Source organism: Streptomyces sp. SID5643 (assembly GCF_009872555.1).
Taxonomy (GTDB): domain Bacteria; phylum Actinomycetota; class Actinomycetes; order Streptomycetales; family Streptomycetaceae; genus Streptomyces; species Streptomyces iakyrus.
In genome coordinates this window covers 1-25,577 of the sequence record NZ_WWIC01000012.1, presented here as the reverse complement: position 1 = coordinate 25,577, position 25,577 = coordinate 1, and the positions used below count along the sequence as shown (strand labels likewise).

General features: G+C 71.4%; 27 protein-coding genes and 1 pseudogene. 14 read left to right on the top strand and 14 right to left on the bottom strand.

What is annotated here, in order from left to right; genetic code table 11:
* The first annotated feature begins 235 nt into the window (after positions 1-235).
* Both GTY56_RS01230 and GTY56_RS01225 read left to right on the top strand, forming a co-directional pair.
* Complete coding sequence (locus GTY56_RS01230; RefSeq protein WP_161361612.1) at positions 236-796, top strand: RNA polymerase sigma factor; 561 nt, start codon at positions 236-238, stop codon at positions 794-796.
* On the top strand, positions 789-1,832 hold the full coding sequence (locus GTY56_RS01225; protein WP_161361610.1) for a CU044_5270 family protein: 1,044 nt from the start codon (positions 789-791) through the stop codon (positions 1,830-1,832). The genes GTY56_RS01230 and GTY56_RS01225 overlap by 8 nt, the downstream gene beginning before the upstream one ends.
* Positions 1,833-1,904: 72 nt before the next feature.
* Here the strand turns inward: GTY56_RS01225 and GTY56_RS01220 are convergent, their stop codons facing one another.
* A complete protein-coding gene (locus GTY56_RS01220) occupies positions 1,905-2,267 on the bottom strand; it encodes a nuclear transport factor 2 family protein (RefSeq protein WP_033312434.1) in 363 nt (120 codons plus the stop codon).
* 173 nt (positions 2,268-2,440) lie between these two features.
* On the opposite strand from GTY56_RS01220, the gene GTY56_RS01215 reads away from it, so the two are divergent.
* Positions 2,441-2,728, top strand: coding sequence for a hypothetical protein (locus GTY56_RS01215; protein ID WP_161361608.1), 288 nt, complete (start codon positions 2,441-2,443; stop codon positions 2,726-2,728).
* A gap of 56 nt (positions 2,729-2,784) precedes the next feature.
* Here the strand turns inward: GTY56_RS01215 and GTY56_RS01210 are convergent, their stop codons facing one another.
* Entirely contained in the window at positions 2,785-4,539 is a 1,755-nt protein-coding gene (locus tag GTY56_RS01210; protein WP_161361606.1) for an ABC transporter transmembrane domain-containing protein, read from the bottom strand.
* 171 nt (positions 4,540-4,710) lie between these two features.
* On the opposite strand from GTY56_RS01210, the gene GTY56_RS01205 reads away from it, so the two are divergent.
* The 3 genes from GTY56_RS01205 (at position 4,711) to GTY56_RS01195 (ending at position 7,433) form a co-directional block, all read left to right on the top strand.
* Entirely contained in the window at positions 4,711-5,799 is a 1,089-nt protein-coding gene (locus GTY56_RS01205) for an S-(hydroxymethyl)mycothiol dehydrogenase (RefSeq protein ID WP_161361604.1), read from the top strand.
* A complete protein-coding gene (locus tag GTY56_RS01200) occupies positions 5,799-6,428 on the top strand; it encodes an MBL fold metallo-hydrolase (protein WP_161361602.1) in 630 nt (209 codons plus the stop codon). Before GTY56_RS01205 ends, GTY56_RS01200 begins: the two co-directional genes overlap by 1 nt.
* A 90-nt stretch (positions 6,429-6,518) precedes the next feature.
* The gene (locus GTY56_RS01195) at positions 6,519-7,433 is read left to right on the top strand and encodes an SDR family oxidoreductase (RefSeq protein WP_161361600.1); all 915 of its coding nucleotides are present in this window, start codon (positions 6,519-6,521) and stop codon (positions 7,431-7,433) included.
* A 21-nt stretch (positions 7,434-7,454) separates the two neighbouring features.
* On the opposite strand, the gene GTY56_RS01190 is transcribed toward GTY56_RS01195, so the two are convergent.
* Genes GTY56_RS01190 through GTY56_RS01175 form a run of 4 tightly spaced genes read right to left on the bottom strand, consistent with a single transcriptional unit; the run spans position 7,455 to position 10,214 of the window.
* Complete coding sequence (locus GTY56_RS01190) at positions 7,455-8,177, bottom strand: TetR/AcrR family transcriptional regulator (protein ID WP_161361598.1); 723 nt, start codon at positions 8,175-8,177, stop codon at positions 7,455-7,457.
* A 33-nt stretch (positions 8,178-8,210) separates the two neighbouring features.
* Positions 8,211-8,834, bottom strand: coding sequence for a class E sortase (locus GTY56_RS01185; protein ID WP_161361596.1), 624 nt, complete (start codon positions 8,832-8,834; stop codon positions 8,211-8,213).
* Positions 8,835-8,893: 59 nt separating this feature from the next.
* A complete protein-coding gene (locus GTY56_RS01180) occupies positions 8,894-9,067 on the bottom strand; it encodes a hypothetical protein (RefSeq protein WP_161361594.1) in 174 nt (57 codons plus the stop codon).
* 49 nt (positions 9,068-9,116) lie between these two features.
* The gene (locus GTY56_RS01175; protein WP_161361592.1) at positions 9,117-10,214 is read right to left on the bottom strand and encodes a glycosyltransferase family 2 protein; all 1,098 of its coding nucleotides are present in this window, start codon (positions 10,212-10,214) and stop codon (positions 9,117-9,119) included.
* 239 nt (positions 10,215-10,453) lie between these two features.
* Between GTY56_RS01175 and GTY56_RS01170 the strand changes: the two genes are divergently transcribed.
* On the top strand, positions 10,454-11,149 hold the full coding sequence (locus tag GTY56_RS01170; RefSeq protein WP_161361590.1) for a L,D-transpeptidase family protein: 696 nt from the start codon (positions 10,454-10,456) through the stop codon (positions 11,147-11,149).
* A gap of 31 nt (positions 11,150-11,180) precedes the next feature.
* On the opposite strand, the gene GTY56_RS01165 is transcribed toward GTY56_RS01170, so the two are convergent.
* Genes GTY56_RS01165 through GTY56_RS01150 form a run of 4 tightly spaced genes read right to left on the bottom strand, consistent with a single transcriptional unit; the run spans position 11,181 to position 15,680 of the window.
* Entirely contained in the window at positions 11,181-12,380 is a 1,200-nt protein-coding gene (locus GTY56_RS01165) for a Gfo/Idh/MocA family protein (protein ID WP_161361614.1), read from the bottom strand.
* A 14-nt stretch (positions 12,381-12,394) separates the two neighbouring features.
* Positions 12,395-13,744 carry an ABC transporter substrate-binding protein gene (locus GTY56_RS01160; protein WP_161361588.1) on the bottom strand — a complete coding sequence of 450 codons (1,350 nt, stop codon included), beginning with the start codon at positions 13,742-13,744 and terminating at the stop codon, positions 12,395-12,397.
* Between the two features lie 10 nt (positions 13,745-13,754).
* On the bottom strand, positions 13,755-14,696 hold the full coding sequence (locus GTY56_RS01155; protein ID WP_161361586.1) for a carbohydrate ABC transporter permease: 942 nt from the start codon (positions 14,694-14,696) through the stop codon (positions 13,755-13,757).
* 18 nt (positions 14,697-14,714) lie between these two features.
* Positions 14,715-15,680, bottom strand: a complete 966-nt coding sequence (locus GTY56_RS01150) for a carbohydrate ABC transporter permease (protein ID WP_161361584.1) — start codon at positions 15,678-15,680, stop codon at positions 14,715-14,717.
* Positions 15,681-15,849: 169 nt separating this feature from the next.
* Here GTY56_RS01150 and GTY56_RS01145 point away from each other — a divergent pair, with 169 nt between their 5' ends.
* The 3 genes from GTY56_RS01145 (at position 15,850) to GTY56_RS01135 (ending at position 18,283) form a co-directional block, all read left to right on the top strand.
* Positions 15,850-17,010: an ROK family transcriptional regulator gene (locus GTY56_RS01145; protein WP_161361582.1), complete on the top strand. Its 1,161-nt coding sequence runs from the start codon at positions 15,850-15,852 to the stop codon at positions 17,008-17,010.
* A 152-nt stretch (positions 17,011-17,162) separates the two neighbouring features.
* Complete coding sequence (locus tag GTY56_RS01140; RefSeq protein ID WP_161361580.1) at positions 17,163-17,348, top strand: hypothetical protein; 186 nt, start codon at positions 17,163-17,165, stop codon at positions 17,346-17,348.
* 56 nt (positions 17,349-17,404) lie between these two features.
* Entirely contained in the window at positions 17,405-18,283 is an 879-nt protein-coding gene (locus GTY56_RS01135; protein WP_237524338.1) for an EamA family transporter, read from the top strand.
* On the opposite strand, the gene GTY56_RS01130 is transcribed toward GTY56_RS01135, so the two are convergent.
* Both GTY56_RS01130 and GTY56_RS01125 read right to left on the bottom strand, forming a co-directional pair.
* On the bottom strand, positions 18,262-19,608 hold the full coding sequence (locus GTY56_RS01130) for a S1 family peptidase (RefSeq protein ID WP_161361578.1): 1,347 nt from the start codon (positions 19,606-19,608) through the stop codon (positions 18,262-18,264). The two genes, GTY56_RS01135 and GTY56_RS01130, sit on opposite strands and share 22 nt — an antisense overlap.
* A 123-nt stretch (positions 19,609-19,731) precedes the next feature.
* Positions 19,732-20,712: a hypothetical protein gene (locus GTY56_RS01125; protein ID WP_161361576.1), complete on the bottom strand. Its 981-nt coding sequence runs from the start codon at positions 20,710-20,712 to the stop codon at positions 19,732-19,734.
* 24 nt (positions 20,713-20,736) lie between these two features.
* Here GTY56_RS01125 and GTY56_RS01120 point away from each other — a divergent pair, with 24 nt between their 5' ends.
* The 3 genes from GTY56_RS01120 (at position 20,737) to GTY56_RS01110 (ending at position 23,728) form a co-directional block, all read left to right on the top strand.
* Complete coding sequence (locus GTY56_RS01120) at positions 20,737-21,915, top strand: MalY/PatB family protein (RefSeq protein ID WP_161361574.1); 1,179 nt, start codon at positions 20,737-20,739, stop codon at positions 21,913-21,915.
* Between the two features lie 30 nt (positions 21,916-21,945).
* Positions 21,946-22,326, top strand: a complete 381-nt coding sequence (locus GTY56_RS01115) for a PPOX class F420-dependent oxidoreductase (RefSeq protein WP_161361572.1) — start codon at positions 21,946-21,948, stop codon at positions 22,324-22,326.
* Positions 22,327-22,390: 64 nt separating this feature from the next.
* Complete coding sequence (locus tag GTY56_RS01110) at positions 22,391-23,728, top strand: Gfo/Idh/MocA family oxidoreductase (RefSeq protein ID WP_161361571.1); 1,338 nt, start codon at positions 22,391-22,393, stop codon at positions 23,726-23,728.
* 7 nt (positions 23,729-23,735) lie between these two features.
* Here GTY56_RS01110 and GTY56_RS01105 read toward each other — a convergent pair whose 3' ends face one another.
* Entirely contained in the window at positions 23,736-24,146 is a 411-nt protein-coding gene (locus GTY56_RS01105) for a zinc ribbon domain-containing protein (RefSeq protein WP_161361569.1), read from the bottom strand.
* Between the two features lie 151 nt (positions 24,147-24,297).
* Entirely contained in the window at positions 24,298-24,966 is a 669-nt protein-coding gene (locus tag GTY56_RS01100) for a TetR family transcriptional regulator (RefSeq protein WP_202509591.1), read from the bottom strand.
* A 221-nt stretch (positions 24,967-25,187) separates the two neighbouring features.
* On the opposite strand from GTY56_RS01100, the pseudogene GTY56_RS01095 reads away from it, so the two are divergent.
* Positions 25,188-25,577: pseudogene (locus GTY56_RS01095) on the top strand (peptidoglycan-binding protein); the annotation flags it as partial.

Here is a 25,577-nt window from a genome sequence, read left to right as displayed (position 1 = left end):
GCCGGGCCAGCTCGGCGCGCATGAACAGCGCCATCACGCCACCGATGACGAAGAACGCGAACGACGTGGCCAGGTACAGCGTGCCGATCGTCTTGTGGTCCGTCGTCGTCAGCCACTTGAGGTGCCTCATGCCCCGCCTGTGTCCGCGCCCCGGCCGGGAGTCACACTGCACCGACGCGACGAGCACCACGCAATCGGGTGTGACGATCCGGAAGGTGCCGGACAGGAACGGGACATGAGCAACGACGAGATCTTCGCCGCTGCCTACCGCGAGCACTACTGGGCGGTCAGCCGTTACGTCGCCCGGCGACTGGACGGGCGGGCCGGGGACGTGGAGGAAGTGGTGGCGGAGGTGTTCACGGTCGCCTGGCGGCGCCGGGCCGACCTCCCGGCGGTCGCGCTGCCGTGGCTGTACGGCGTGGCACGCAACTGCCTGGCCAACGCGGTGCGCGGCCACGGACGCCGCCGCCGGCTCGTCGACCGGCTCGGCAACGACGACACCGCACACGGCCGGCACATCGCGGCGGGCCCCGACGCCGACACACCCGGCGGCTGGGTCCACGAGGCACTCGCCCGGCTCTCCGCGGCCGACCAGGAGGTGCTGCGGCTGACGGCCTGGGAGCAACTCGGCATCGAGGAGGTCGCCGTCGTCCTCGGCTGCGGCACCCGGGCCGCGTCCATGCGGCTGCACCGGGCCCGGCGCCGCCTCAGAGCCGAGATCGACCGGATGCGTCCCGAACCCCCGGTCGCCGAGCACTCCTGCATGACCGCCCCGAAGGAACACGGCCATGGCTGACGAACTCGAACTGCTGCGCGACGCCGACCCCGCGCCGCCCGACGGCCCCCACTTCGGCGACGGCCCTCTGGACCACAACGCCGAGCGCAGGCTCGAACACCTGCTGTGCGGCCCGGGGAACGGGCTGCCCGCTCGCCCGGGGCGCCGACCGGGTGTGCTCCCCGGCCGCCTGCGGGACCTGCTGTTCCCGGGGTCCGGCCGGCTCCGGCTGGCCTGGGGCGCGGTCGCCACCGCCGTCGTCGCCGCCCTGACCCTCACCCTCGTGCTGAGCGGACCGAGCACTCCGCCCGCGGTCGCCGCGCCCCGACCGCTGGTAGTCGAGACCGGCTCCACGCCGGTGCCCCTGCACCGCATGGCCGAGCGGGCTTCGGCCGCGGCCGGGGCCGACGACGCGCCCCGCCTGCGCAAGGGCACGCACGTGCAGTCCTGGAGTCTGGGCATGTCCGAGGACAAGCCCCCGATCACGCTGCCCGAAGAGCGCATCGTGCGCTGGCGGGCCGACGACAGCCACACCGAGCTCGTCGTGGCGACGGACCCGAGGCGTCCGGGCCGCCCGGTCCTCTCGGACGCGGGCGGCGAACCGCACCTCGTCGACGACGGCCACGTCCTCGTCGACCGGACCTACCCGCCGAGCTGGAGCGACGCCCCGCCCAAGTCGCCGCCACCCCGCGACCCGGCCCGACTGCGCGCCTACCTGATGAAGGCTCAGTACACCGACACCCCGCTGAACACGCCCGAGCTGCTCGACGCCATGGCCACGCTGCTCGACCACTGGACCCTCGGCGCACGGGAGAGCGCGGCGCTCGCCCGGCTCCTGGCCGGCGCCGAGGGACTGCGGCCGGTCGGCAAGGTGACCGACCGTCTGGGCCGGCCCGGCCAGGCCTACGTGAACGACAGCCGCGGAGTCCGCCACATGCTGATCATGGACCCGGCCACCGGCACCGTTCTCGGACTGGAGAGCACCCTCACGCGGCCGGATCCCGCGTACGGAGTCGAGGAAGGCGACGTCATGGCGTACAGCGCCTGGATGCGCTGATCACACCCCGGCGACACCGAGTCGCCGGGCGGCGGCCCGGCCACGCCCCAGCGGTGCCCGAAGACGCTCCCGCTACTCGTCCCAGGCCTGGACCAGCGTCTGCTCTGCGATCTTGCCGTCGCGGAGCCCGATCATGGACTCGGACAGGACCCGCACCCCGTCCGCGTACTGGCAGCTCTCGCTGTAGGCCGCCTCGTCGCCCTGAATGACGCACCGCTCCAGCTTGTGCGACATGTCGCGGCTGTAGACGTCCTCCAGCATCCGGCCGATCTCCTCCCGGCCGTGCAGGACCTTGGGGTGGCTGGGCTGGGTCGTGCGGTCCACGATGCGCAGCTCCGCATCGTCGGCGTACAGGGAGAGCAGGATGTCCGGATCCCCTTCCACGCCTTGGCGCAGGGTGTCCCGGTCGAAGGCGGGGTCTGCCGCGGTTCCCATGATGACCTCCTTCGAAGGGCCGCGGCCCGGCGGACGCCGGCCGCGAAAGGCCTCTCCTGTCGAGCGTCCTCCCGCCCGGCGGGCTCGGCAAGCGCAACCGGAACACTGGGCCTGACGGGTGAGCGATGCCGCCCGCCCGTGTCCGCCGGGGACCCGTGCGCGTTGCGACAGGCATGATCTCAACACGACGTATCGTCGCCGCCGTTGGTCTCGCCGCTGGGGTCACCGGCCTCGCCGCACCGATGGCGAACGCGGCCGACGCGGAAGCGAAGAGTCCGCTCAGCCCGATGTCCGCGCTCGACTCGCTGACCGTGAGCGACATTCCCGCCGAGCACAAGGACGAGATCCCGCGGCCCTCCTCGCAGCTGGCCGGGCTCAACCGCCTCAACGACCTCGACCAGCTGAACCAGGTCGTCGGTCTGGTCTCCCCGGTCTTCGGTTTCGTACCGAACATCCGCTGACCGCGGCGCACGCCGGGGGCCGCCCGGAACCGGGCGGCCCTCACGCATGCCCGGACTCAGTCCGCGGCGGCCAGGAACTGCGTCGCCGCCAGCTCCGCGTAGAGCGGATCGGCCGTCACCAGTTCGCGGTGCGTGCCGACGGCCCGGACCCGGCCCGCGTCCATCACCACGATCCGGTCGGCCGTCGTCACCGTCGACAGCCGGTGCGCCACGACGAGGACCGTGGTCGTACGGGCCACGTCCGCGACCGTGTCGCGCAGCGCCGCTTCGTTCACCGCGTCCAGCTGCGAGGTCGCCTCGTCGAGCAGCAGCAGCCGGGGCCGGCGCAGCAGGGCGCGGGCGATGGCGACGCGCTGGCGCTCACCGCCGGACAGCTTCGTGCCGCGGTGCCCGACCAGCGTGTCGAGGCCGGCGGGCAGCCGGGCGACCAGGCCGTCGAGGCGGGTCGTCTTGAGCACCCGCGCGAGAGCGTCCTCGTCGGCCTCGGGGTTGCCCAGCAGCAGGTTGTCCCGCAGGGAGCCCGACAGGACCGGCGCGTCCTGCTCCACGTAGCCGATCGCGGCGCGCAGCCGGGGCAGCTCCCAGTCGTTCAGGTCCCGCCCGTCCAGCGTGATCACGCCGGACTCGGGGTCGTAGAACCGCTCGATCAGAGAGAAGACGGTGGTCTTGCCCGCGCCGGACGGGCCGACGAACGCCGTCATGCCCTGCGCTGGCACGGTGAAGGTCACTCCGTGGTGGACGTAGGGCAGGTCGTCGGCGTAGCGGAATCGCACGTCGTCGAAGGCGAGGGCGGCGGGCTCGGCGCCGGGGGAGGGCAGCGGGGCGGCCTCGGCGGCCGGTTCGGCGGGCAGGCGCAGGGCTTCCTCGATGCGAGTGAGGGCCGCGGCGCCCGTCTGGTACTGGGTGACGGCGCCGACGACCTGCTGTATCGGCGACATCAGGTAGAAGACGAACAGCAGGAACGCGACCAGCGTGCCCACGTCGATCGCGCCGGTCGCGACCCGTGCGCCGCCCACGGCGAGCACCGTGATGAAGGCGACCTGCATGGACAGCCCCGCGGTGTTGCCCGCGGCCGCCGACCACTTGGCGGCCCGCACGCTCTGCCGCCACGACTCCTGCGCCGCCTCGTGCAGCGTCCGCTCCTCACGGTGCTCCGCGCCGGACGCCTTCACCGTGCGCAGGGCGCCGAGGATCCGCTCCAGCGAGGCACCCATGACACCGACCGCGTCCTGCGCCTGCCGGCTCGCCCTGTTGATGCGCGGCACGATCACCCCGAGAACCACACCGGCGCCCAGGATCACGGCCAGGGTGACGCCCAGCAGCACGGAGTCCACCACGCCCATCATCACCACCGTGGCAATGAGGGTCAGCCCGCCCGTGCCCAGGCCGACCAGCGAGTCGGTGGTGACCGCGCGCAGCAGGGTCGTGTCGGAGGTGATGCGGGCCATCAGGTCCCCGGGTTCGCTGCGGTCCACGGCCGTGATCCGCAGCCGCAGCAGATACGACGACAGGGCACGCCGCGCGCCGAGCACCACCGACTCGGCGGTGCGGGTCAGCACGTAGGAACCCAGCGCGCCCACCGCCGCGTTGGCCACGACCAGGGCCGACATCGCCAGCAGGGCGCCGGTGATGGCCCGATCGTGCGAGAGGTCGTCGATCAGCTCCCGCGCCACCAGCGGCAGCAGCAGCCCGGTCGCCCCGGTGACCAGCGAGAGCAGCGCGCCGGCCAGCAGGGACCAGCGGTGCGGCCGTACGTATCCGAGGAGCTGCCGCCACGCGGGTGCGGCGGTATCGGTCTCTGCGAGGCTCACGGCGCTCCCTGGGCGTCGGCGGAGCGTTCAGGCTACGTCGCCGACGCCCCGCCCGGCCTGCCCTTTCGGGTCTTTCCCGGCCGAGGTGGGTGGCCGATCCGCGTCCCTTACCGATCAGTCGCGCGTAGGGTCGGAGAGGAACGGACCCCGGCCGATGAAGGAGTCAGCACCATGGCCCAGGAAGTACGCGGCGTGATCGCCCCCGGCAAGGACGAGCCGGTGCGGATCGAGACGGTCCTGGTGCCCGACCCCGGCCCGGGGGAGGCGGTGGTGCGGGTGCAGGCCTGCGGGGTGTGCCACACCGACCTGCACTACAAGCAGGGCGGCATCAACGACGAGTTCCCGTTCCTGCTCGGCCACGAGGCGGCCGGCGTGGTGGAGGCGGTCGGCGCCGGCGTCACCGATGTCGAGCCCGGTGACTTCGTGATCCTCAACTGGCGTGCGGTGTGCGGGAAGTGCCGGGCCTGTCTGCGCGGGCGGCCCTGGTACTGCTTCGACACCCACAACGCGCAGCAGAAGATGACCCTCGCCTCGACCGGCCAGGAGCTCTCCCCGGCCCTCGGCATCGGCGCCTTCGCCGAGAAGACGCTGGTCGCGGCCGGCCAGTGCACCAAGGTCGACCCGCGGGTGGCCCCGCAGGTGGCCGGACTGCTGGGCTGCGGTGTGATGGCCGGCATCGGCGCCGCGATCAATACCGGGAACGTCGGCCGGGGCGACTCGGTCGCCGTCATCGGCTGCGGCGGGGTCGGCGACGCGGCCATCGCCGGATCACAGCTGGCCGGAGCGGCGACGATCATCGCCGTCGACATCGACGACCGCAAGCTGGAGACCGCCCGCTCCATGGGCGCCACCCACACCGTCAACTCGCGCGAGAGCGACCCGGTCGAGGCGATCCGCGAGCTCACCGGCGGCTTCGGCGCCGACGTCGTCATCGAGGCCGTCGGCCGCCCCGAGACGTACCAGCAGGCCTTCTACGCCCGTGACCTCGCCGGCACGGTCGTCCTCGTCGGCGTCCCCACACCCGAGATGAAGCTCGACCTGCCGCTGCTCGACGTCTTCGGCCGCGGCGGAGCGCTGAAGTCGAGCTGGTACGGCGACTGCCTGCCCTCCCGTGACTTCCCCATGCTGATCGACCTGCACCTTCAGGGCCGTCTGGACCTCGGCGCGTTCGTCACGGAGACGATCGAACTCGACGAGGTGGAGAAGGCCTTCGAGCGGATGCACCACGGCGACGTGCTGCGCTCGGTGGTGGTGCTGTGATGACGACCCGCATCGAACACCTCGTCACCTCCGGGCAGTTCAGCCTCGACGGCGGGACCTGGGACGTCGACAACAACGTGTGGATCGTCGGCGACGACCACGAGGCGATCGTCATCGACGCCGCCCACGACGCCGACGCCATCGCCGAAGCCGTCGGGGACCGGCGGCTCACCGCCATCGTGTGCACGCACGCCCACAACGACCACATCGACGCCGCCCCCGCCCTGGCCGAGCGCACCGGCGCCACCATCTGGCTGCACCACGACGACCTGCCGCTGTGGAAGCAGACCCACCCGGACCGCGAGCCGGACGCCTGGCTCGTCGACGGCCAGACGATCGAGGCCGGCGGCGCCGACCTGCGCGTCCTGCACACCCCCGGGCACGCGCCCGGCGCCGTCTGCCTCTACGACCCGGGCCTCGGCACCGTCTTCACCGGCGACACCCTCTTCCAGGGCGGCCCCGGCGCCACCGGCCGGTCCTTCTCGCACTTCCCGACGATCATCGACTCGATCCGCGACCGACTGCTGACCCTGCCGCCCGAGACGAAGGTCCGCACCGGCCACGGCGACTCCACCACCATCGGCGCGGAGGCCCCGCAGCTCCACGAATGGATCGCCCGGGGTCACTGATCGCGTGTCGCCGGTAAAAGGCGACAGAAGATGTCCGGCTTACCCGCGACTCTGGAGGCGACAAGCAGCCACGGTCACAGGAGGTCGGACATGTCAGCTCCGTTGCAGGGCAAGGTCGCACTGGTCGCCGGTGCGACCCGGGGCGCCGGGCGGGGGATCGCCGTCGAACTCGGCGCGGCCGGCGCCACGGTCTACGTCACCGGCCGCACCACCCGCGCCCGCCGCTCGGAGTACGACCGGCCCGAGACCATCGAGGACACCGCCGACCTGGTCACCGCCGCCGGCGGCCGGGGCATCGCCGTCCCCACCGACCACCTCGACCCGGCGCAGGTCCGCGCGCTCGTGGACCGGATCGCGGACGAACAGGGCCGCCTCGACGTCCTCGTCAACGACATCTGGGGCGGCGAGACGCTCTTCGAGTGGGAGTCGACTCTCTGGGAGCACGACCTCGACAAGGGCCTGCGCCTGCTCCGGCTCGCCGTCGAGACGCACGCCGTCACCAGCCACTACGCCCTGCCCCTGCTGCTGCGCAACCCCGGCGGCCTGGTCGTCGAGGTCACCGACGGCACCGCCGACTACAACGCCGAGAACTACCGCGTGAACTTCTTCTACGACCTCGCCAAGGCCTCCGTGCTGCGCATGGCCTTCGCCCTCGGCCACGAACTCGGCCCGCGCGGCGCCACCGCCGTCGCCCTCACCCCGGGCTGGCTGCGCTCGGAGATCATGCTGGACGGTTACGGGGTGAGCGAGGAGAACTGGCGCGACGCACTGGAACGCGTCCCGCACTTCGCCATCTCGGAGACCCCGCACTACGTGGGCCGGGCCGTGGCCGCACTCGCCGCCGACGCGGACGTGGCGCGCTGGAACGGGCAGTCGTTGTCCAGCGGCGGACTCGCCCAGGTGTACGGCTTCACCGACCTCGACGGCAGCCGCCCGGACGCCTGGCGGTACCTCGTGGAGGTGCAGGACGCGGGCAAGCCCGCGGACGTCACCGGATACCGGTGACGGGGAGGCGCTGCGGGACCGTCACAGGCCCCTCTCGACGAAGCGGTCCAGCAGCGCGTCCAGTCCGGCCGCCAGACCTTCGGGACCGCCCCGCTCGGCGAGAGCGGGTGCGGTCGCGCGCAGCCTCGGCAGCTCCTCCGACGGCATGCGGTACAGGCCGAGCCGGAACGCGGGATCCGGCTCCCGGGGGTTGTCCACCACGGCGCGCAGTTCCACGGACACGTACCCGAGGACCCAGGCGGTGAAGGCACGCAGGACCGGGGCGGACCGGCTTCCCTCGAAGCCGGCGCCCCCGAGCGCGTCGAGCACCCGCTCGTGGTCCCTGAGGATCGCCGGCGCCCTGCGCGCCAGCGGCACCTCGGTGAAACGCGTGAAGATCAGGGGAGCACCCTCGGGGTGGTCGAGGCAGACCTGGTAGGTGATCCGGGCGATGCGATGCAGTTCGGCCCGCCACTCGGGGCCCGCGGCCTCGGCCGCCGTCTGCGGGGCGGGTGTCCGGGCCAGGCGCTCCTCCAGTTGCAGGAACAGCGCCTCCACCACGCCGTCCAGCAGCGCGGTCTTGCCCGGCGCGTAGCGGTACAGGGACATGGCCTCCACACCGAGCTCGGCTCCCAGCCGGCGCATGGTCAGGGCCGGAAGGCCTTCGCGGTCGACGAGGTCCAGGGCCGCGGCGAGGACCCGCTCGCGACTGAGCCTGCCCGGACGTCCGTCCTCGTCGCCGCCCGGTCCCGCGCCGTCCACCATCACCTGCCTCCTCCGCGGAGATGTCCCGCGCCGTCACGGCCTGTCCCGTTCGCCCCACACCACGAACCGGTGGACGTACGTGCCGTCCCAGCCGCGGTCCGTACACGTGATGAGGGTGATCCGGGCCTTGTCGGGCCGTGCCCCCGGTTCGCCGGGAACGGGAAGGAGGACACCGACGTCCGAGGGCTCCACGACCTTGCTGTGGGTGACCCGGTAGGTGTACGTCGTCCGCTTCCACTCGACGTCGATCGTGTCGCCCTTCCGCAGCTCCGGGAGCCGTTTGAAGGGCTCTCCCCACCCCGTCCGATGACCCGCGACCGCGAAGTTGCCCCTCTCGCCCGGAAGTGCCGTCCCGGGGACGTGCCCGGGGCCTTTCTCGAGAGCCCTCCGGGAGACGCCCTCGACGATCACGGGGGCGAATTCCTGCCCGAACCGGGGAACGCGCAGTACGGCGAAGGCCCCGCCCGCGCGCGGAGCGGCTGGTTCCTCATGGGCCTTCTCCCGTGGTGCGGCCGACTGCCGGAGGTCGTCGCGCAGTGCCTGCTGCGTGTGGTCGTAGGCCTTGTCGGCCTGCCGGTCGCGGACGAGCCCGAAGCCGCCCAGAGTCAGTCCGGCCAGAATCAGGCCGATACTCAGAAGGCGGATCACCTTCCTCATTCCGGACCTCCCGCACGTGCGGGTGGGGCCACTTCAGTGGCCCCACCTCGGCGACCCTGTCAGGTCTCGTCCCCGGCCTTGCGCGGGATCAGCCGCAGCGCGGCGCATCCCGCCGAGACCAGAACGAAGACGACGATCCAGAACCAGACACTTCCGGGGCCCCCGGTGACCGGCAGCAGGCCGGCCCCGGTGGTTCCACCGGCTGTGGTGCCGGCGCCCACATAGTTCGCCATGATTTCTTCCTTTCTCGGCGCGCGTTTCCTTGAGCAAGTCGTCCGGGTGTCACCAGGTGCGGTCCCTGCGCAGGGCCGTGTCCGCGAGTGCGCGCAGGTGGACGCCCTGGAGGAACAGGTCGTAGCACCATTCGGGCAGCACCAGCATCGAGGCGACCGACACCCGCCAGCCGCGCGATTTCACGGTGATCGCCCGCTCGATGGCGTAGAACGCCGTGAAGGCGATCCAGAACGGAGCGATCCTCAGCCCCGCGCCGACGGCGAGGTACCAGATGACGAAACCGACGTAGGCGGCCGACACCGACGCCCCGAGAAAGGCCACGACCTGTCGGGCCCAGCCTTCGGCGGTGTACCGGGTGACGCCGTAGTCGATCAGGTTTTCCAGAGCGCCGCGCTTCCAGCGAAGCCGCTGTCGGGCGAGGGCTCTCCAGGTCTCCATGACTTCCGTGGTCATCGTGGCCCGCGGCGGGGCGACGATGCGGTGATGGAGGTGCTTCAGGGCCAGCGTGAGTTCGTTGTCCTCGGTCAGCGCCTTCGTGTCGTAGACGCCGTCGGCCGGTGGGAGCCGGCCCGATCTCCGGGCGTCGAGAACGTCTCTCAGGGCTCCCGCCCGGAAAAGACACGCGGTGCCCGTCAGGCACAGCACCTTGCCCTTCTTCCGGGCCGTGTCCCGGGCGTACCGGGCGAACTCGTTGCGCTGGAAGGCCCCGCACAGCCGGCCGCCGGAGCGACCGCGGAAGTTGCCGCCGACAGCGCCGTACCCCTGGCCCATCTTCCTGCGGGTCACCTCGATGAAGTGGGGATCCAGATAGGTGTCGGCGTCCTGGACGAGGATCCCGTCCTGGTCGCAGACCTCGGGCAGCAGCCTGCCGAGTGCCCCGTTCAGGTTGCCGGCCTTCTTGTGCCGGTTGCCGGCCGAATGCCAGACCTCGGCCCCGGCCGCGTGGGCGATCCGTTCCAGTTGCGTCGTCCGGCCGCTCTCCCGGTGCGGATCGAGCGTCACGATGACGCGGTCCGCGGGACGCGTCTGCCTCCGCAGTGCCTCCAGCACCTGGGGGAGTGAATCCACTTCCTTGTAGGCGGGCACGAGCACGATCACCCGGGGCGAGGGCGGTTCCGCTGCTGGGGGTGAAGACGTCTCGATCATCACGCGCTCCGGGCGACGGGAGGAGAACTACGTCATATCCGTAAGCTTACGCCGTATGCCTATATGTGCAACTTACGGCGTCGGTTTCGCCTGTAGGCGTCCGCGCACCCCGCCCGGCCGCTCCATGAGGAATGTCACTGTTCCGTCGCAGCCCCGCCGATCGCACAACCGGAACCGTCCTCCGGCCGTCTAGCTGGCAGACATCGCAGAACCGCTTTCGCGAAAGGGCATGACCAGCCATGGGGGACGTACGCAGACGGAGCGCCGTCGCACTGGGGATCACCGGTCTGGTGGCACCGATCACGCTCGCACTCGGCGCCGCACCGGCGCAGGCCGCGAGCTGCACCACGCAGGCCGGCCCGTACCAGAAGAAGGTCGAGAAGTTCCTCGGCCGGCCGGTCGACGGCAAGCAGTCCGCCGCCGACTGCAAGGCCATCCAGGCCTTCCAGACCAAGCACGGCATCTCGCCGAACATCGGCTACGCCGGCTCCGTCACCTGGGGCGTGATGGACCTGATGCAGAAGCAGAAGGCCGTCGGGTCGAACCCCAACAAGGACGGCAAGTGCCCGGTGAACAAGGGCCGCATCGCCTGTGTGAACCTGACGCTCCAGCTGAGCTGGATCCAGGACGGCAAGAAGCTCGTCTACGGACCCGTCCCGGTCCGCACCGGCCGTAACGGCGACGAGACCCGCACCGGCCTGAAGAAGATCTACTGGCGCAACATCGACCACGTCTCGTCCATCTACGACGTGCCGATGCCCTACGCCCAGTTCTTCGACGGCGGCCAGGCCTTCCACCAGGCGAACGTCAGCATGTGGAACCCGCCCGGCTCACGCGGCTGCGTCAACATGACCAAGACCGACGCCAAGAAGTACTGGTCGCTGCTGAAGAAGGGCGACGACGTCTTCGTGTACGGCCGCAAGCCGGGCACCTGATCACAGGCACCCGGCTCGCACCCCGCGTCCCCTACTGGGGCGCGTCCCCGAAGTCCGGGATCTCCAGCCTGGCCCCGCCCTGCCGTGCCGACTCGTGCGCGATGATGCCCGGCAGGGTGTAGCGCGCGGCCACCCAGGCGTTGACCGACGGCAGCGTGCGGTCGTTGACGGCGGTCACGAAGTCGTCCACCAGGAAGTGGTGGCTGCCCTCGTGGCCGTTGTGCAGGTGGTCGAACTCCCTCGGCAGGCGCGCCCGGTCGTGCACGGGCGCGGACCCGGAGGTGAAGGCGGCCCGCAGCTCCGGCGCGATGTGCTGGAGCGAGGGGTCGTCGGGCGCCATGGTGGGCTTGGGCTCCAGCAGGTCGCTGATGTCCTTCACCCCCTGCTTGTCCTGCCACAGGGCGACCGTGGCGAGCTGCTCCATGCTCGCCTCGGTACCGAAGAAGCGGAAGCGCGACTCCCGTATGTGCGAGGGATAGCCGACCCGCCGGAACTCGTTCGTGCGGAACGAGCCGCCGCCCGCCACCTCGAACAGCGCGGTGGCGTTGGAGACGTCGTTGCCGAACTGGCTGACGTCCTTGTCGAAGACGCCGTCGCCCCGGTCGTCGACGACACCGATCGCCGACACGCTCACCGCGTGGGTCTTCCAGGCGCCCAGCACCCCGCCGACCGCGTGCGTCGGGTACAGCAGCGGGGGATAGCTGGCGGTCGCCTTCCAGTTCTCGCCGCCGCTGTACCGGTAGGCCTCGTAGAACCCCAGGTCCATGTCGTGGACGTAGTCGCCCTCGGCGTAGAAGAGCCGGCCGAAGGCGCCCTGGGCGATCTGGTTGCGGGCGTGGACCGTGGCCGGGTTGTACTCGCTGGTCTCGCCCATCATGTAGGTCAGTCCGGTGGCCTTGACCGCGTCGATGATCGCCGCGATCTCCTCCGTGCTGATCGCCATGGGGACGGCGGAGTACACGTGCTTGCCGGCGTTCAGGCCCTGGAGCACCAGCGGCCCGTGCGTCCAGCGCTGGGTGAAGATCGCGACGGCGTCGACCTCCTCCGACTCCAGCATGGCCTGGTAGGACGGGAAGGTGCCCGCGAGACCCTGGGTGGTGGCGAGTTGCTCGGCCCGCCCGGGCAGCAGGTCGGTGACGTAGACGTCGCCGACGCCGGGATGGGCCTGGAACAGGGTGGCGAACTGGCCCGAGAACTGCCCGGCGCCGACGATGCCGATGGAGAACGTCATGGAGCGGGTGCCCTTCACTGGGAGAGGATGAGGTTGATCTGGTCGTTGGTCTGATCGAGGCTGCTCACGGGCTTGCCGTTGCCGTAGATGTCCTCCATGGCAGGGGTCATGAGCGCCGTCATGTCCGCCGAGTAGCTGGCGATCGGGTAGGAGAAGGTCCGGGAGTGCTTCTTGTCGGCGACGGGTTCGGTGAACGCCGAGACGTCGATGCCCTTCTCCCGGTACGCGGCGACGGCGGCCTCGGTCCCGGCCGGGGTGGCGGGGAAGACCACGCCGGATTTGCCGACGACGGTCTGGCACCGGTCCGAGGCCAGGTAGGCCACCCACTTGCGGGCGCCCGCCTTGTTCTTGGAGGCCTTGGTGATCGAGTCGGCGAGGCCGTTCATCATCGTGGCGCGCTTGCCGGTCGGGCCGACCGGCGTCAGGGCGGTCTTGATGTCCTTGCCCTTGAAGCCGGCGTAGGTGGAGATCATCCAGGCCCCGTCGAACGCGGTGGCCGCCTTGCCCGCCGCCACCTGGGTGTTCGCCTGGTTGGACTGGACGTTGTAGTCGGACAGCGGTGGCATGTAGCCCTTCTTCGCCAGCCCGAAGTACCACTGGATGACGGACTGGAAGGTCTTGCTGTCGTACTGGTACTTCGTGCCCCAGCGCGGCTTGTCGAGGTAGTTCCACCCGGCGGACGCGGCGAAGTTGCTCCACTGGGTCTGGCCGTCGCCGAAGCCGCCGCCGTTGCTGGCCATGCCGTAGACCTTGACGTTGTTCTTGTCGAAGCCCGGCTCGTCGCCCCGCTTGCCGTTCCTGTCGACGGTGAGGTGGGCGATGGCCTTCTCGAAGGTGCCGCCGTCCCGCGGGTTCCAGGAGAGGTCGTTCAGCTGCTCGGCGGTGAGCCCGGCCGCCCGGGTCATCCCGGAGTTGTAGAACAGCGCGACCGTGTCCCAGTCCTTCGGGGCGCCGTAGCGGTGGCCGTCCTGGCCGATCCAGTTCGCGGCGAGGCCCGGCTGGTAGTCGGAGTCCTTGATGCCGAGGCCGTCGAGCGGTTCGAGGACCTTCAGGTCGGCGAACTGGCCGAAGTTCTGGATGTGGTCGGTGAACACGTCCGGCTGGGTGCCCGCGATGAACCCGGCGGTGAGCTTGGTCCAGTAGTCGCTCCACCCCAACTGCGTGATCCTCACCTTCAGGCCGGGGTTCTCCTTCTCGAACCCCTTGGCGCACGCCTGGTAGGCGGGCAGCTGGTTGGCGTCCCACAGCCAGTACGTGACGGTCTTCGCGGACGATCCGGCGGCACCTCCCTGTGCGCATCCGCCGACCAGGGACAACGCCAGCGCTCCGGTCACCGCGACGAGCGGACGAAGTCGAATTCGCATCACAGTCCCCTTACTTGATCCCGGTGAAGCCGATGGAGCTGACGATGCGGCGGGCGAAGCAGGCGAACAGCACCAGCATCGGCAGCGCGGCGATCAGCGTCGCGGCCATGAGCCCGGACCAGTCGACGCCGGTCTGCGGGGTCTGCGCCCGGAAGACCGCCAGCGCCACGGTGAGCACGCGTGAGCTGTCGCTGTAGGAGACCATCAGCGGCCAGAAGTAGTCGTTCCAGGAAGTGATGTACGTCAGCACGGCCAGCGTGACGACCGGCGTGGACGCCATCGGCAGGACCACCCGGAAGAAGATCTTGATCTTCCCGGCGCCGTCGAGCAGCGCGGCCTCCTCGACCTCCTTGGGGATGTTCATGAAGAACTGGCGCAGGAAGAACACCGCGAACGGCGTCATGAACATGGTGGGCAGCGCGATGCCGAGGAGCGTGTCGATCAGATGCAGCTGCTTGATGAGCACGAAGTTCGGCAGCAGCGTGAAGATGGCCGGCACCATCATCCCGGCCAGGAACAGCCCGAACACCTTGTCCCGGCCCCGCCAGCGCAGCCGGGAGAAGGCGTACGCGGCCATCGCCGAGAAGAAGATCTGGCATCCGGTGATCAGGGTCGACACCAGCACCGAGTTGAGCAGGTAGCGCCAGAAGTCCAGCCCGCCGCCCGCGCCGCCCTGTGCGACGGCCTCCTCGGCCGACTGCAGGCCCAGCGCCCGTTCGAAGCCGCCGGTGGTGAGGTCCACCGGCAGGGGGTTGGTGGGGTCGGTGCTCAGGCCCGCGTTGGTGGAGAGCGCGGTGCGCAGGATCCAGTAGAACGGCAGCAGGGTGATGAGGACGATCAGTCCCATCACGGTCCAGGCGGCGGCCCGCCCGAAGGGGAACCTGCGCCGGACCGGCCGCAGGGTGGTCGGTGTCGGTGTCGGTGTCGGTGTCGTTGTCGTCACGGCAGTCATGGCGGTGTCTCCCTTCCGTCAGCCGAGGTCGGTCCGGCCGGCCCGGGTGAGCCGGTACTGGAGGACGGTGATCGCGCTCAGTACGACCAGCAGGGCGACGGACATGGCCGAGGCGTAGCCGAACTGGAAGCGGCCGAAGGCCGAGCCGTAGATGTAGTACTGCAGGACGTTGGTGGCGTTCGCCGGGCCGCCCGCGGTGGTCACGGCGACGGTGTCGAACACCTGGAACGACCCGATCACCGTCATGATCAGCACGACTGCGAGCACCGGACGCAGCAGGGGCATGGTGATCCGCCAGAACATCCGCCACTCGCTCGCGCCGTCCACCCGGGCCGCCTCGTACATGTCGTTCGGGATGGCCTGGAGGCCGGCGAACAGCAGCAGGGCGGTGTACCCCACGTGCCGCCACACGTTGATGAGGGCGATCGTCGGGATCGCCCAGGTCTCGTCGGCGAGGAAGGGGATGCGGTCCACTCCGAGGCCGCTGATGATCTCGTTGCCGATGCCGAGCTGGGTGTCGAGGATCCACAGCCAGACCAGACCGGCGACGACGTTCGACATCAGGTACGGCGTCAGCACGATCCCGCGCAGCATCGCCGACTGCGTAAGACGCTGGAGCAGGACGGCGATGGCGAGCGCCGCGACCGTCTGCACGCCGATGTTGATGACGACGTACTCGACGGTGACCCACAGGGAGTCCCAGAAGATGGGGTCGTTGACCATGCGGACGTAGTTGTCCAGGCCCACCCACTCCGCCGGCGTCAGCAGGTTGAAGCGGGTGAAACTCAGGTAGATGCCCCGCAGGGTCGGCCAGAGCAGGAAGACGAGGAAGCCGAGCAGAGCCGGCGCGATGAAGAGCGCGGCCAGCCGGCCGTCCCCCCGGTCCTCCCCGGACACCCCCTGTCGCGTTCCGGTCGTGCTGCTGGCCTCCGCCGCGCCGCCCGTGGGCAGACGTGATGGAGGACTGCTGGAGGCGATGGTCATCGGAGACTCCCTCGCTGCGGCGGCTCGTCCTCTGGCGGGACTTACTTTTGGTGCGAAACAATTACTGCGTCAAGAGGTCGGCAAACATCTTTTCGCACGAACCGACGCCGCCGTAGAGTGGTCATGTTGGTTTCGGTGCGAAAAAAAGAGAGAAGGGGGTCGGACCGTCATGACCGAAGGCACCGCCGGCTGGCTGCCACTGAGCGCGGGGGAGCGCTCCGTGGCGATCGAAGTACTCGTCCACGGCCCGCTCTCGCGCACCGAACTCGCCCGCCGGCTGGGTCTGTCGGCCGGCAGTCTCACCCGGCTGACCAAGCCGCTGATCGAGTCGGGCCTGCTCGTCGAGGTGCCGGAAGCCGACGCGCCCGCGGAGTCGCGCCAGGGCCGCCCCTCCCAGCCCCTGGACGTCGTCGCCGACTCGGGCTTCTTCCTCGGCTTCAAGATCACCGAGGACATGGTCTACGGGGTCGTCACCACTCTGCGCAGTCACATCGTCGCCCGCCACGACCGCCCGCTCACCACCCACGACCCCGCCGAAGTGGCCGACGTACTGGCCGGGATGACCGCCGAACTGGGCGAGGGGCACCCCCGCCTCGCCGGGATCGGCATCGGGGTCGGCGGGTTCGTCCAGGACCGTGCCGTGGTCGGCGAATCCCCCTTCCTGCTGTGGCGGGACGTGCCCCTGGCCGGCCTGGTCGAGCAGCGCACCGGACTGCCGGTGTTCGTCGAGAACGACGTCGCCGCGCTGGTCGAGGCCGAGACCTGGTTCGGCGCCGGACGCGGCCTGGAGCGCTTCGTCGTCCTCACTATCGGCGCCGGCCTCGGCTACGGGCTCGTGCTGGGCGGCAGGCGGGTGCCCTTCGCGGAGGAGGACCGCGGCTTCGGCCGGCACTGGATCGTCGACCCCCATGGGCCGCTCACCCCGGACGGCAGGCGCGGCAGCGCCGTCTCGCTGCTGACCATCCCCAGCATCCGCTACCAGGTGCGGGCCGCCACCGGCGGTGACCCCACCTACGACGAGATCCTCGCCCTGGCCGCCGCGGGGGACCCGATGCCCGCCCGGGTCGTCGACGAGGCCGCCCGCGCCCTGGGTACGCTCGTCGCGCAGATCTCGAACTTCGTGATGCCGCAGAAGATCCTGCTCGCGGGGGAGGGGGTCGGGCTCATGGACGTGGCCGGCAAGACGGTCGAGGCGACGATCCGTGAGCACCGTCACCCGCTGGCCGCCCCGGTCGGTCTGGAGACGAAGGTGTCCGACTTCCACGACTGGGCCCGCGGCGCGGCCGTGTTGGCCATCAAGGTGCTGGTGCTGGGGTCGGCCGAAGCGTGAACGACGGCGAACTTCCCGGTGAACGAAAGGTACTCACAGGCGGCTGATGTGAACAGCCTCACGTTTACCGGGAGATGGACGTGATCAGTAACACTGTCCGAAATGCCTGTTTAGCTCGTGATTACTCACATCGCCTTCACGTCCGGCGACGTATGCTTCACAGCATGTCCACCACTGTTGAATCATCATCCGAGCGATCGGCTGACGAGGTCAACGAGGAGATCCGTGCGCTGTGGCGCCGGTCGGGCGGGACACTGAGCGTCGAGCAGCGCGAGGAGTACCAGCGGCTCGTCCTGGAGTGGGCCGCCGCGGCCCCGCAGCCGGCTCCCGCGGCCTGACCATCGTCCCGGCGCGCTGACGCATCGGACCCTCGTCGAAGGGCACCCCTGATCCAATGGGTGCCCTTCTCGCACTTTCCTCGGCCGTCGTCTACGGCATCGTCGACTTCGCCGGCGGCCTGCTGTCCCGGCGCGTGCATCACGCGGCCGTCACCTTCCTCGGCCAGCTGGGCGGGCTGCTGCTCGCCTGCGCCGCCGCGCTTCTCCTGCCCGCCGACGCCGTCCACCCCGCAGACCTGCTCTGGGGAGCGCTGTCCGGCGTCGGCAGCGGCACGGCCATGTGGTTCCTCAACCGCGGGCTGAGCAGAGGGGACATGAGCGTCGTGGTGCCGGTGAGCGCCGTCACCGGTGTCGCGCTGTCGGTGCTGTGCGGGGTGCTCGTCCTCGGCGACCGTCCGGGCGCCGTCGCCTGGCTGGGCATCGCCGTCACGGTCCCCGCGCTGTGGTTCGTCGCCGGCGGCAGGTCCGGTACCGGGAAGGGGACGGCGGACGGACTGGTCGCCAGCCTGGGCGTCGCCGTGCAGTACCTCGCCCTCGGCCAGGCCGGGCCGGGAAGCGGGCTGTGGCCCGTCGCCGCGGGCCGGGTCGCCGCGGTCCTCGTCCTGCTGCCGGACGCCGCACGGCACATCCGACGGCTGAGGCTGCCGCCGGTCCGCTGCGCCCAGGCCGTTCTCATCGGGGCCGGGGCGGCCCTCGGGCTCGTGCTGTATCTGCTCGCCGCCCAGCGGCAGTTGCTGGCCGTCGCCGTGGTCCTGGCCTCCCTGTACCCGGCCCTCCCCGTGGTGCTGGGCCTCGCCCTGCTGCACGAGCGCCCAGCCGCCGTCAGGCGGTGGGGCTGCTGGGAGCGGGCATCGCGACCGTGCTCCTCACCCTGGGCTGACGGGCCCGTCCCGCGGCCCCCGGGCCACCCGCGTCATCCCCAAGTGGCCGAGTAGTACTGCCGGTACGCCTTGCGGTCCTGCTCCGCGCGGATCCACCGGGTCGCCACCAGGGCCACGAGGCTGCCCGCGATGACGAGCATGCCGGGGCCCACATTGCGCGGGTCGGTGAGACGGCTCAGCAGCGTCGACACGTCCGTGCCCGTGATCGGCGCCGACGAACCGGGCGAGGCCGCACCCGGCGAGGCCGACGGCGCGGGTGCGGCGCCCGTGCCACCGGACGACTTCGCCACGATGAGCTTGACGCCGAGCTCGGTCAGCGCCTTCGTCACGGGCTGGAAGAACGTCGTGCCCCCCGCCCGGCAGTCCCCGCTGCCGCCCGAGGTCAGGCCGATCGCGATGCCGTCGGCGAACATCGGGCCTCCGCTGTCACCGGGTTCGGCGCACACGTTCGTCTCGATGAGGCCGGTGACCGTGCCCTCGGGGTAGTTGACCGTCGCGTTGAGCGCCGTCACCTCTCCCTCGCGCAGTCCGCTGGTGCTGCCGCTGCGGAAGATCTTCTGCCCGACCTCCGCGTCGGCGACGCCCGTGATCCGCACGCCCTTGCCGTCACCGACCGCCACCACGTCCGCGTCCTTGCCCGCACGGCCGCCGTCGTACTTCACGAGGGAGTAGTCGTCACCGGGGAAGCTCCCCCGGAGCGACGTGCCGACCTGCTGCCGGCCCCGGTCGTCGGCGAACCAGACGGAGCCGTCGGGCCCGCAGTGCCCCGCCGTGAGGATGAAGTCGCTCTTCCCGTCGGTCACGTTGAACCCCGCGGAACAGCGCCCGGCGGTCGACAGGATGGGCTGCGCGCCGTTGAGCCGGGTCGTGAACGTGCCCTCGGTGCGCTCCATTCGCACGAAGGAGCCGATGCCCTCGGCGACCTCGGTCATCCGGGACCAGTCGGAGGCGGAGACGGTGCTGTCACCGCGCACCACCACCTGGTTGCTCTTGTAGTCCAGGGCCCACGAGGTGCCGGCCACCCGGGGGGCCGAACGCAACGTCGCCGCGGCGGACTTGAGGTCGCTCATGCTGTGACGGACCATCCTGGCCTGTGCGCCGGCGCGCTTCACCTCGGCGGCCGCCTTCTCGTCGGTCACGGCGACGACCGGCCGTCCGGCGGAGTCGATCCAGCTGCCCGCCGTGCGCGCGTTCCCGAGCCGGGACACGAGGTCGGTGCCCTCGCCCGTCGCCGGTGGCGCGGTGAACGGGACGCCGATGACCGGGGCCGACGGCTCGCTCGCCACGGCGTTGGTGACCATCGCTCCTCCGAGGATGAGTCCGCCGACGGCCGCCAGCCGCGTCACTCGCCGGACGACCCGTCGTCGTGCGTGCCTCATGCATGGCTCCCGAACCAGAACATCACGATGCGAACACCGCGGGGCCCTCCTTGAGTTGAGTGCCCTTCATTCCATACGGGGCGGAGCCGTGCCGTGTTCAGCGCACCGGTGATCTCTTCGGCGTCAGCCGGTGACCGGGGCCGCGAGCAGGGCCCCGCTGCGCGCGTCGCCCCACACCGAGTCCGGATCGACGTAGGGCCTGAGCAGGGCGGTGAGCGCCGGGTCCCCGCGGCCGTTCAGCTCGTCGGAGGCGATCTTGCGGGCGATCCCGGCGAGGAAGTCCGCCACCTGCACCCGCGCGTCGTCACGCGCCACGACCAGCCGCAGCCCGGCCAGGCCGATCCCCGCCAGCCGCGCCGTGTCCTCGATCCACGCGATGCGCTCCGGCGTCAGCATGTTCTGCCGGTCGTGCACGAGGTGAACCGGCCGCCCGCTGCCGCTCCAGAGTGCGGCCGTCCGCACGATCGCCGGCAGCAGCGGGTTGAGCAGCGGTACCAGGGGCGGCCCGGCCAGGAACCCGTCCCGGTACGCCACCGCCCGGGGCCGGGTCGTGGCGAGCTGCTCCAGGATCCGTGCCACGTCCGTCCCCGGATGTGCCCGCAGCAGGGTGCTTACGGTGCCGTAGAAGGCGTCGACCGGGTCCCCGTCGTGGCGGACCCGCAGCAACTGGTTGGCCGCCTCCAGGAACGCCCGCCAGCCGTCCTCCCCGAAGACCGGACGCCCCGCGCGGAACAGGACGGCCGCCTCGGCCGCGTCGTCCAGCAGCAGGCCGAGGGCCCGGTCCACCACGAAGTACGTCTTCTCCATGAGGTGCACCCGCGCCCGCCCGTGCATCGGGCCTTCCGGCGCGAGGAGCCACTCCAGCACCGCGCGGTGCTTCTCCCGCAGCAGGTGGGTCGCCTTGTACTCCTCGGCCGGCGACCGGATCCTGTCCCGGATCTCCCGCACCGCCGCCTCGGCCGACGCCATGGACAGGGACACCCCGGCGTGCGCGAACACGTCCGTGTTGCCGCCGGTGAGGTTCTCACCGTCCGATCCCGACTCGTCGCAGGCGATCTCCAGCGACGCGCCCACCGCCCCGCCGTCCGCACGATTCCCGCTCACCGCACAGCCCCCTATCGTGTGTCCATGACCAGGATCCCGCACGAGTCGTCCGGTGAACCGAATCCCCTGCAAGCCCTCCCTCTTGACCGCCTGCGGCAGCGCACCAGCATGAAGTGGCGCACCTACCCGGAAGACGTGCTGCCGCTGTGGGTGGCCGAGATGGACGTGCCGCTCGCCGAGCCCGTGGTGCGCGCCGTCACCGACGCGCTCCACCTCGGCGACACGGGCTACCCGGCCGGTACGGCCTACGCGGAGGCCCTGGCCGCCTTCGCCGGGAAGCGGTGGGGCTGGGAGGGACTCGCCGTGGAGCGCACCGCGATCGTGCCCGACGTCATGCTGGGTGTCGTCGAAATGCTCAAACTCGTCACCGGACCCGGTGACACGGTGGTCGTGAACCCGCCGGTGTACCCGCCGTTCTACCTGTTCGTGGAGCACATGGACCGGCAGGTGGCCGAAGCCCCGCTCGGGGCGGACGGGCGCATCGACCCGGACGTCCTGGAGTCGTCGTTCCGGCAGGCCGTCGCGGGCAGGCGGCGAGCCGCCTACCTGCTGTGCAACCCCCACAATCCGACCGGCACCGTGCACACGGAAGAGGAACTGTCCGCCGTCGCCCGCCTTGCCGACCGGTACGGCGTGCGCGTCGTCGCCGACGAGATCCACGCCCCGCTCGAGCTCGGCGGCGCCGGTTTCGTGCCGTATCTGAGCGTGCCGGGCGCCGAGCGCGGCCTGTCCCTGATGTCGGCCTCCAAGGGCTGGAACCTGCCCGGGCTCAAGGCGGCCCTCGCGATCGCCGGGCCCGGGGCCGCCGCCGACCTGGAACGCATGCCGGAGGAGGTGGGGCACGGCCCCAGCCACGTCGCCGTCATCGCCCACACCGCCGCCCTGCGCGACGGCGTCACCTGGCTGGACGCCCTGCTGGCCGGCCTCGACGACAACCGGCGGCTGCTCGCGGACCTGCTGGCCGAGCACCTGCCCGCGATCCGCTACCGGCCCGGCGACGCCACCTACCTGGCCTGGCTCGACTGCCGCGCCCTCGGGCTCGGCGACGACCCGGCCGACGTCTTCCTGCACCGCGGCCGCGTCGCCCTCAGCTCCGGCCTTCCCTTCGGCACCGGCGGCACCGGCCACGCCCGCCTCAACCTGGCGGCCTCGCCGGAGGTGCTCACGGAGGCGGTGCGCAGGATGGCGGCGGCGCTGCGCTGAACCCGGGGGCACGCTCGTACACTTCCCGCCATGGACGACAGGACGCTGGACGAACTCGGCGCGGGCAAGTACCTGCTGGTCACCAGCTACCGCAGGAACGGCACGCCGGTGGCCACCCCGGTCTGGGTGGTACGCGACGGGCAGGCGCTGGGTGTGTGGACGGCCGCCGACTCCTGGAAGGTGAAGCGGATCCGCAACCGCGCCGACGTGCTGGTCGGCCCCTGCGATCTGCGCGGCAACCCCACCGGCGACCAGGTACCCGCGACGGCGGAGATCTGCGACGTGGCCACCACCGCCCGCTACCGGCGGCTGATCGGCCGCAAGTACGGCCTGACGGGCCGGCTGACCCTGCTGGGCAGCCGGCTGCGCCGGGGCGTGGACGGCACGGTGGGCATCCGCATCGTCCTCTGAGATCCGGCAAGCGCTTTCGGCCGTGGGGGAGTGGGGACCCCGTGCACGGGAAAGGGCACCTGCCATGAGCCGAACTCCCGTCCTGCGCGCAGCCGTCGTCGGTACCGGCCACCGGGCCCAGCTGTTCACCCGCGGTCTCGCCCGGCGCCCCGGCCATGTCGTGGCCGCGCTGTGCGACCCCAGTCCGACCCGGATGGCCTTCCACAACCGGTTGCTGGCCGAGACCGGCGCACCGGCCGCCACCACGTGGGAGCCCGACCGGTTCACCGACCTGCTCGCCGGGGAGGGCATCGACGAGGTCGTCGTCACCACCGTCGACGCCGAGCACGACCGCTACATCGTCCCGGCCCTGAAGGCGGGCTGCCGGGTCGTCACCGAGAAGCCGATGACCGTCGACGCCGGGCGCTGCGCCCGCATCCTCGACACCGTCCGCGCTACCGGCAACTCCCTGACGGTCGCCTTCAACTACCGTTTCAACCCGGTGCACGAGACAGTCCGCGATCTGCTCGCCGACGGCGCGGTCGGCGAGGTGCTGTCGGTCCACTTCGAGTGGCTGCTCGACGTACGGCACGGCGCCGACTACTTCCGCCGCTGGCACCGCGAGAAGCGGCACAGCGGCGGCCTGATGGTGCACAAGTCCTCGCACCACTTCGACCTCGTGAACTGGTGGCTCGCCGACGAGCCCCGGGAGGCCTTCGGCTACGGGCGGCTCGGCTTCTACGGCCGCGAGGCGGGGGAGCGGCACGGACTGCGGCGGGACTACGACCGCGCCCACGGCGCCGAGCCGGCCGCCGACGACCCCTTCGCCCTGGACCTCGCGGCCGACGCCACCCTGCGCGCCCTCTACCTGGACGCCGAACGCGACGACGGCTACCTGCGCGACCGCAACGTCTTCGACGGGCCGGTCACCATCGAGGACGACATGTCCGTCCTGGTGCGCTACGCGCGCGGCGCGACGATGACGTACCACCTGACCGCCTACTCCCCCTGGGAGGGCTACCGGGTGATGTTCAACGGCAGTGCGGGACGGCTGGAGCTCGATGTGGAGGAGAGCCGCTGGCAGCCGCCGCTGAGCCGGATCACCTCAGCGGTGGGCGCGGTGCACGGCGACACGGCGGCCGAGCACGCGGGCGGCGCCCGTCTCACCCTGCGCCCGCTGTGGCAGCCCCCGCGGGACGTGCCGCTCGCGGTCGCCCACGAGGCCCACGGAGGAGGTGACCCGCGCATGCTCGACGCGCTGTTCGGGCCCGTCGGCCCCACCCGCACGGCGGACACCGGTACCGCGGCCCGCCCCACCGCCACCGAACGCGACGGGGCGCTCGCCCTCGTGGTGGGCCTGGCGGCGAACCGGAGCTTCGAGACGGGACGCCCCGTGCGCACCGACGAGCTGATCGCGGGCTGAGGAGGCGTCAGCTCCAGGCCCGGTACGGCTCGTCCAGGAGCTGGAAGACCGGCTCGCCCCGTACCGGGTCCTTGGCCGTGGACAGCCGCACCCGGTCCCCGCTGTGGATCCCGATCGGCGGACCCATCACCCGGCCCCGCACGACGAAGCCCTCGGCCATCTCTATCTGCGACACGTTGCGCGCCGCGGGGGTGTTGCGGTGCACCACCGTGGAGTGGCGGACGGTGCCCGTGCCCTCGGCGCGCTCCGTGCGCAGCTCGCTGCCCCGGCACACCGGACACAGCAGCCGGTGGTACATGGCGGTGCCGCACCAGGTGCAGCGCTGGAAGAGGATGGCCTCTTGGTTCTGGCCCCTCGGGTCGAGCAGACCCGTCGCGGAGCCGGCTGCCTGCTGAGCGACGCTTCCTGAGTGGTACACGCTGGTCAACTCCCTGCACTCGGCCGGAATCCGCGCACGCGATCACCCGCGCACACGTGTGCGCGGTTCGCCGTGCCACCGTGCACGCAGCACAGAGTATGGCACTCAGTGCCACTCGTAAAGGCACTCCGTACCCTCAATGTGAGGGCGCTCAGCCCCGCCCCAGCGTCGCCTCGATCTCCTGCACCACCCGCCACAGCGGCGCCCCGCGCCGCGCCACGACGATCACCACGTCCTCCGGCTGCTCCGCCACCGGCGGCACCGGCACGGCCCCGAACGCCGACTGCACGTAGGCCAGCGCGTGGTCGACCGCGGTGCTCGCCTCGCCCCGCCCGTCCGAACGCAGCCAGGACCGCAGCGCGTTGTTGTGCGCCGCCACCACCGCCGCCGCGATCACGTCGGCCTGAAGGATGCCCTCCCGGCGGGTGGCGAAGCGCCGGCGCAGGTACTCGGCGAGGGCCCGCTCGTAGCGCCACACGACCGACAGTTCATAGGCGCGCAGCCCCGGCACCTGCCTGGTGAGGCGGTAACGCTGCACCGAGAACGTCGGGTTCTCGGCGTACATGCGCAGCACGAGCCGCGCCGCGTCGCAGACCCGCCCCACGGGTTCGTCGTCGTCCGAGCCGCCCGCCAGGAAGGCCGTCATGTCGGCCAGGCACCGCTCGTGGTCCGGGAAGACCACGTCCTCCTTGGAAGGGAAGTACCGGAAGAACGAGCGCCGTCCGACACCGGCGAGCGTCACGATGTCGTCGACGGTGGTCTGCTCGTACCCCCGCTCGAGGAACAGCCGGAAGGCCGCCGCCACCAGGGCGTCCCGCATGGGTGGTTTTCCGGCACCGGCCTCGTCCTTCTCGGAGCTCATGGGCGCGAACGTAGCACCCGGAAGATCAGAGGTGGCACTCAGTGCACATCGCGGGAGGTACTGAGTGCTCTGCCGGCCGGGCCCGCCCGGTCGCTGAACCCCGGACGCGCAGGCCGCGTATCTAGCGGCAGGACGATCCCCGAAGACGGGCGCCCCCGGCCCGTACGAAGGAGTACAGCGTGTCGACACCGTCCGAGCCCCGGCCGCCGCATGACGGCCCGGCCCTCGAACCCATCCGGGTCCTGCGGCCCCGCCGCACCGACGCCCTCGCGGAACTGATGCGGGAGTTCCAGCGGGAGACCGGCCGTGACCCGGCCCGGCAGGAGTCCGGCCGCGACCCCGGCGGCTACGAGTCCGTCGCGCTGCCGTGGAAGGGGCAGGCCGGCTCCGAGGCCCTGACGCAGGAGCTGCCTCCCGTCGCCCGCGAGACCACCCGCCGCTCCAACCGCGCCGTCCCGCCTGGGGCCGGGCTGCGCCGCGCCGCCGTCGCGGTGGCCGTCCTGGCCGCCGCGGTGATCGGTTTCGGCGGTGCGCTCCTGCTGCGCGGCGAGCACCGGGGCGACACGGCC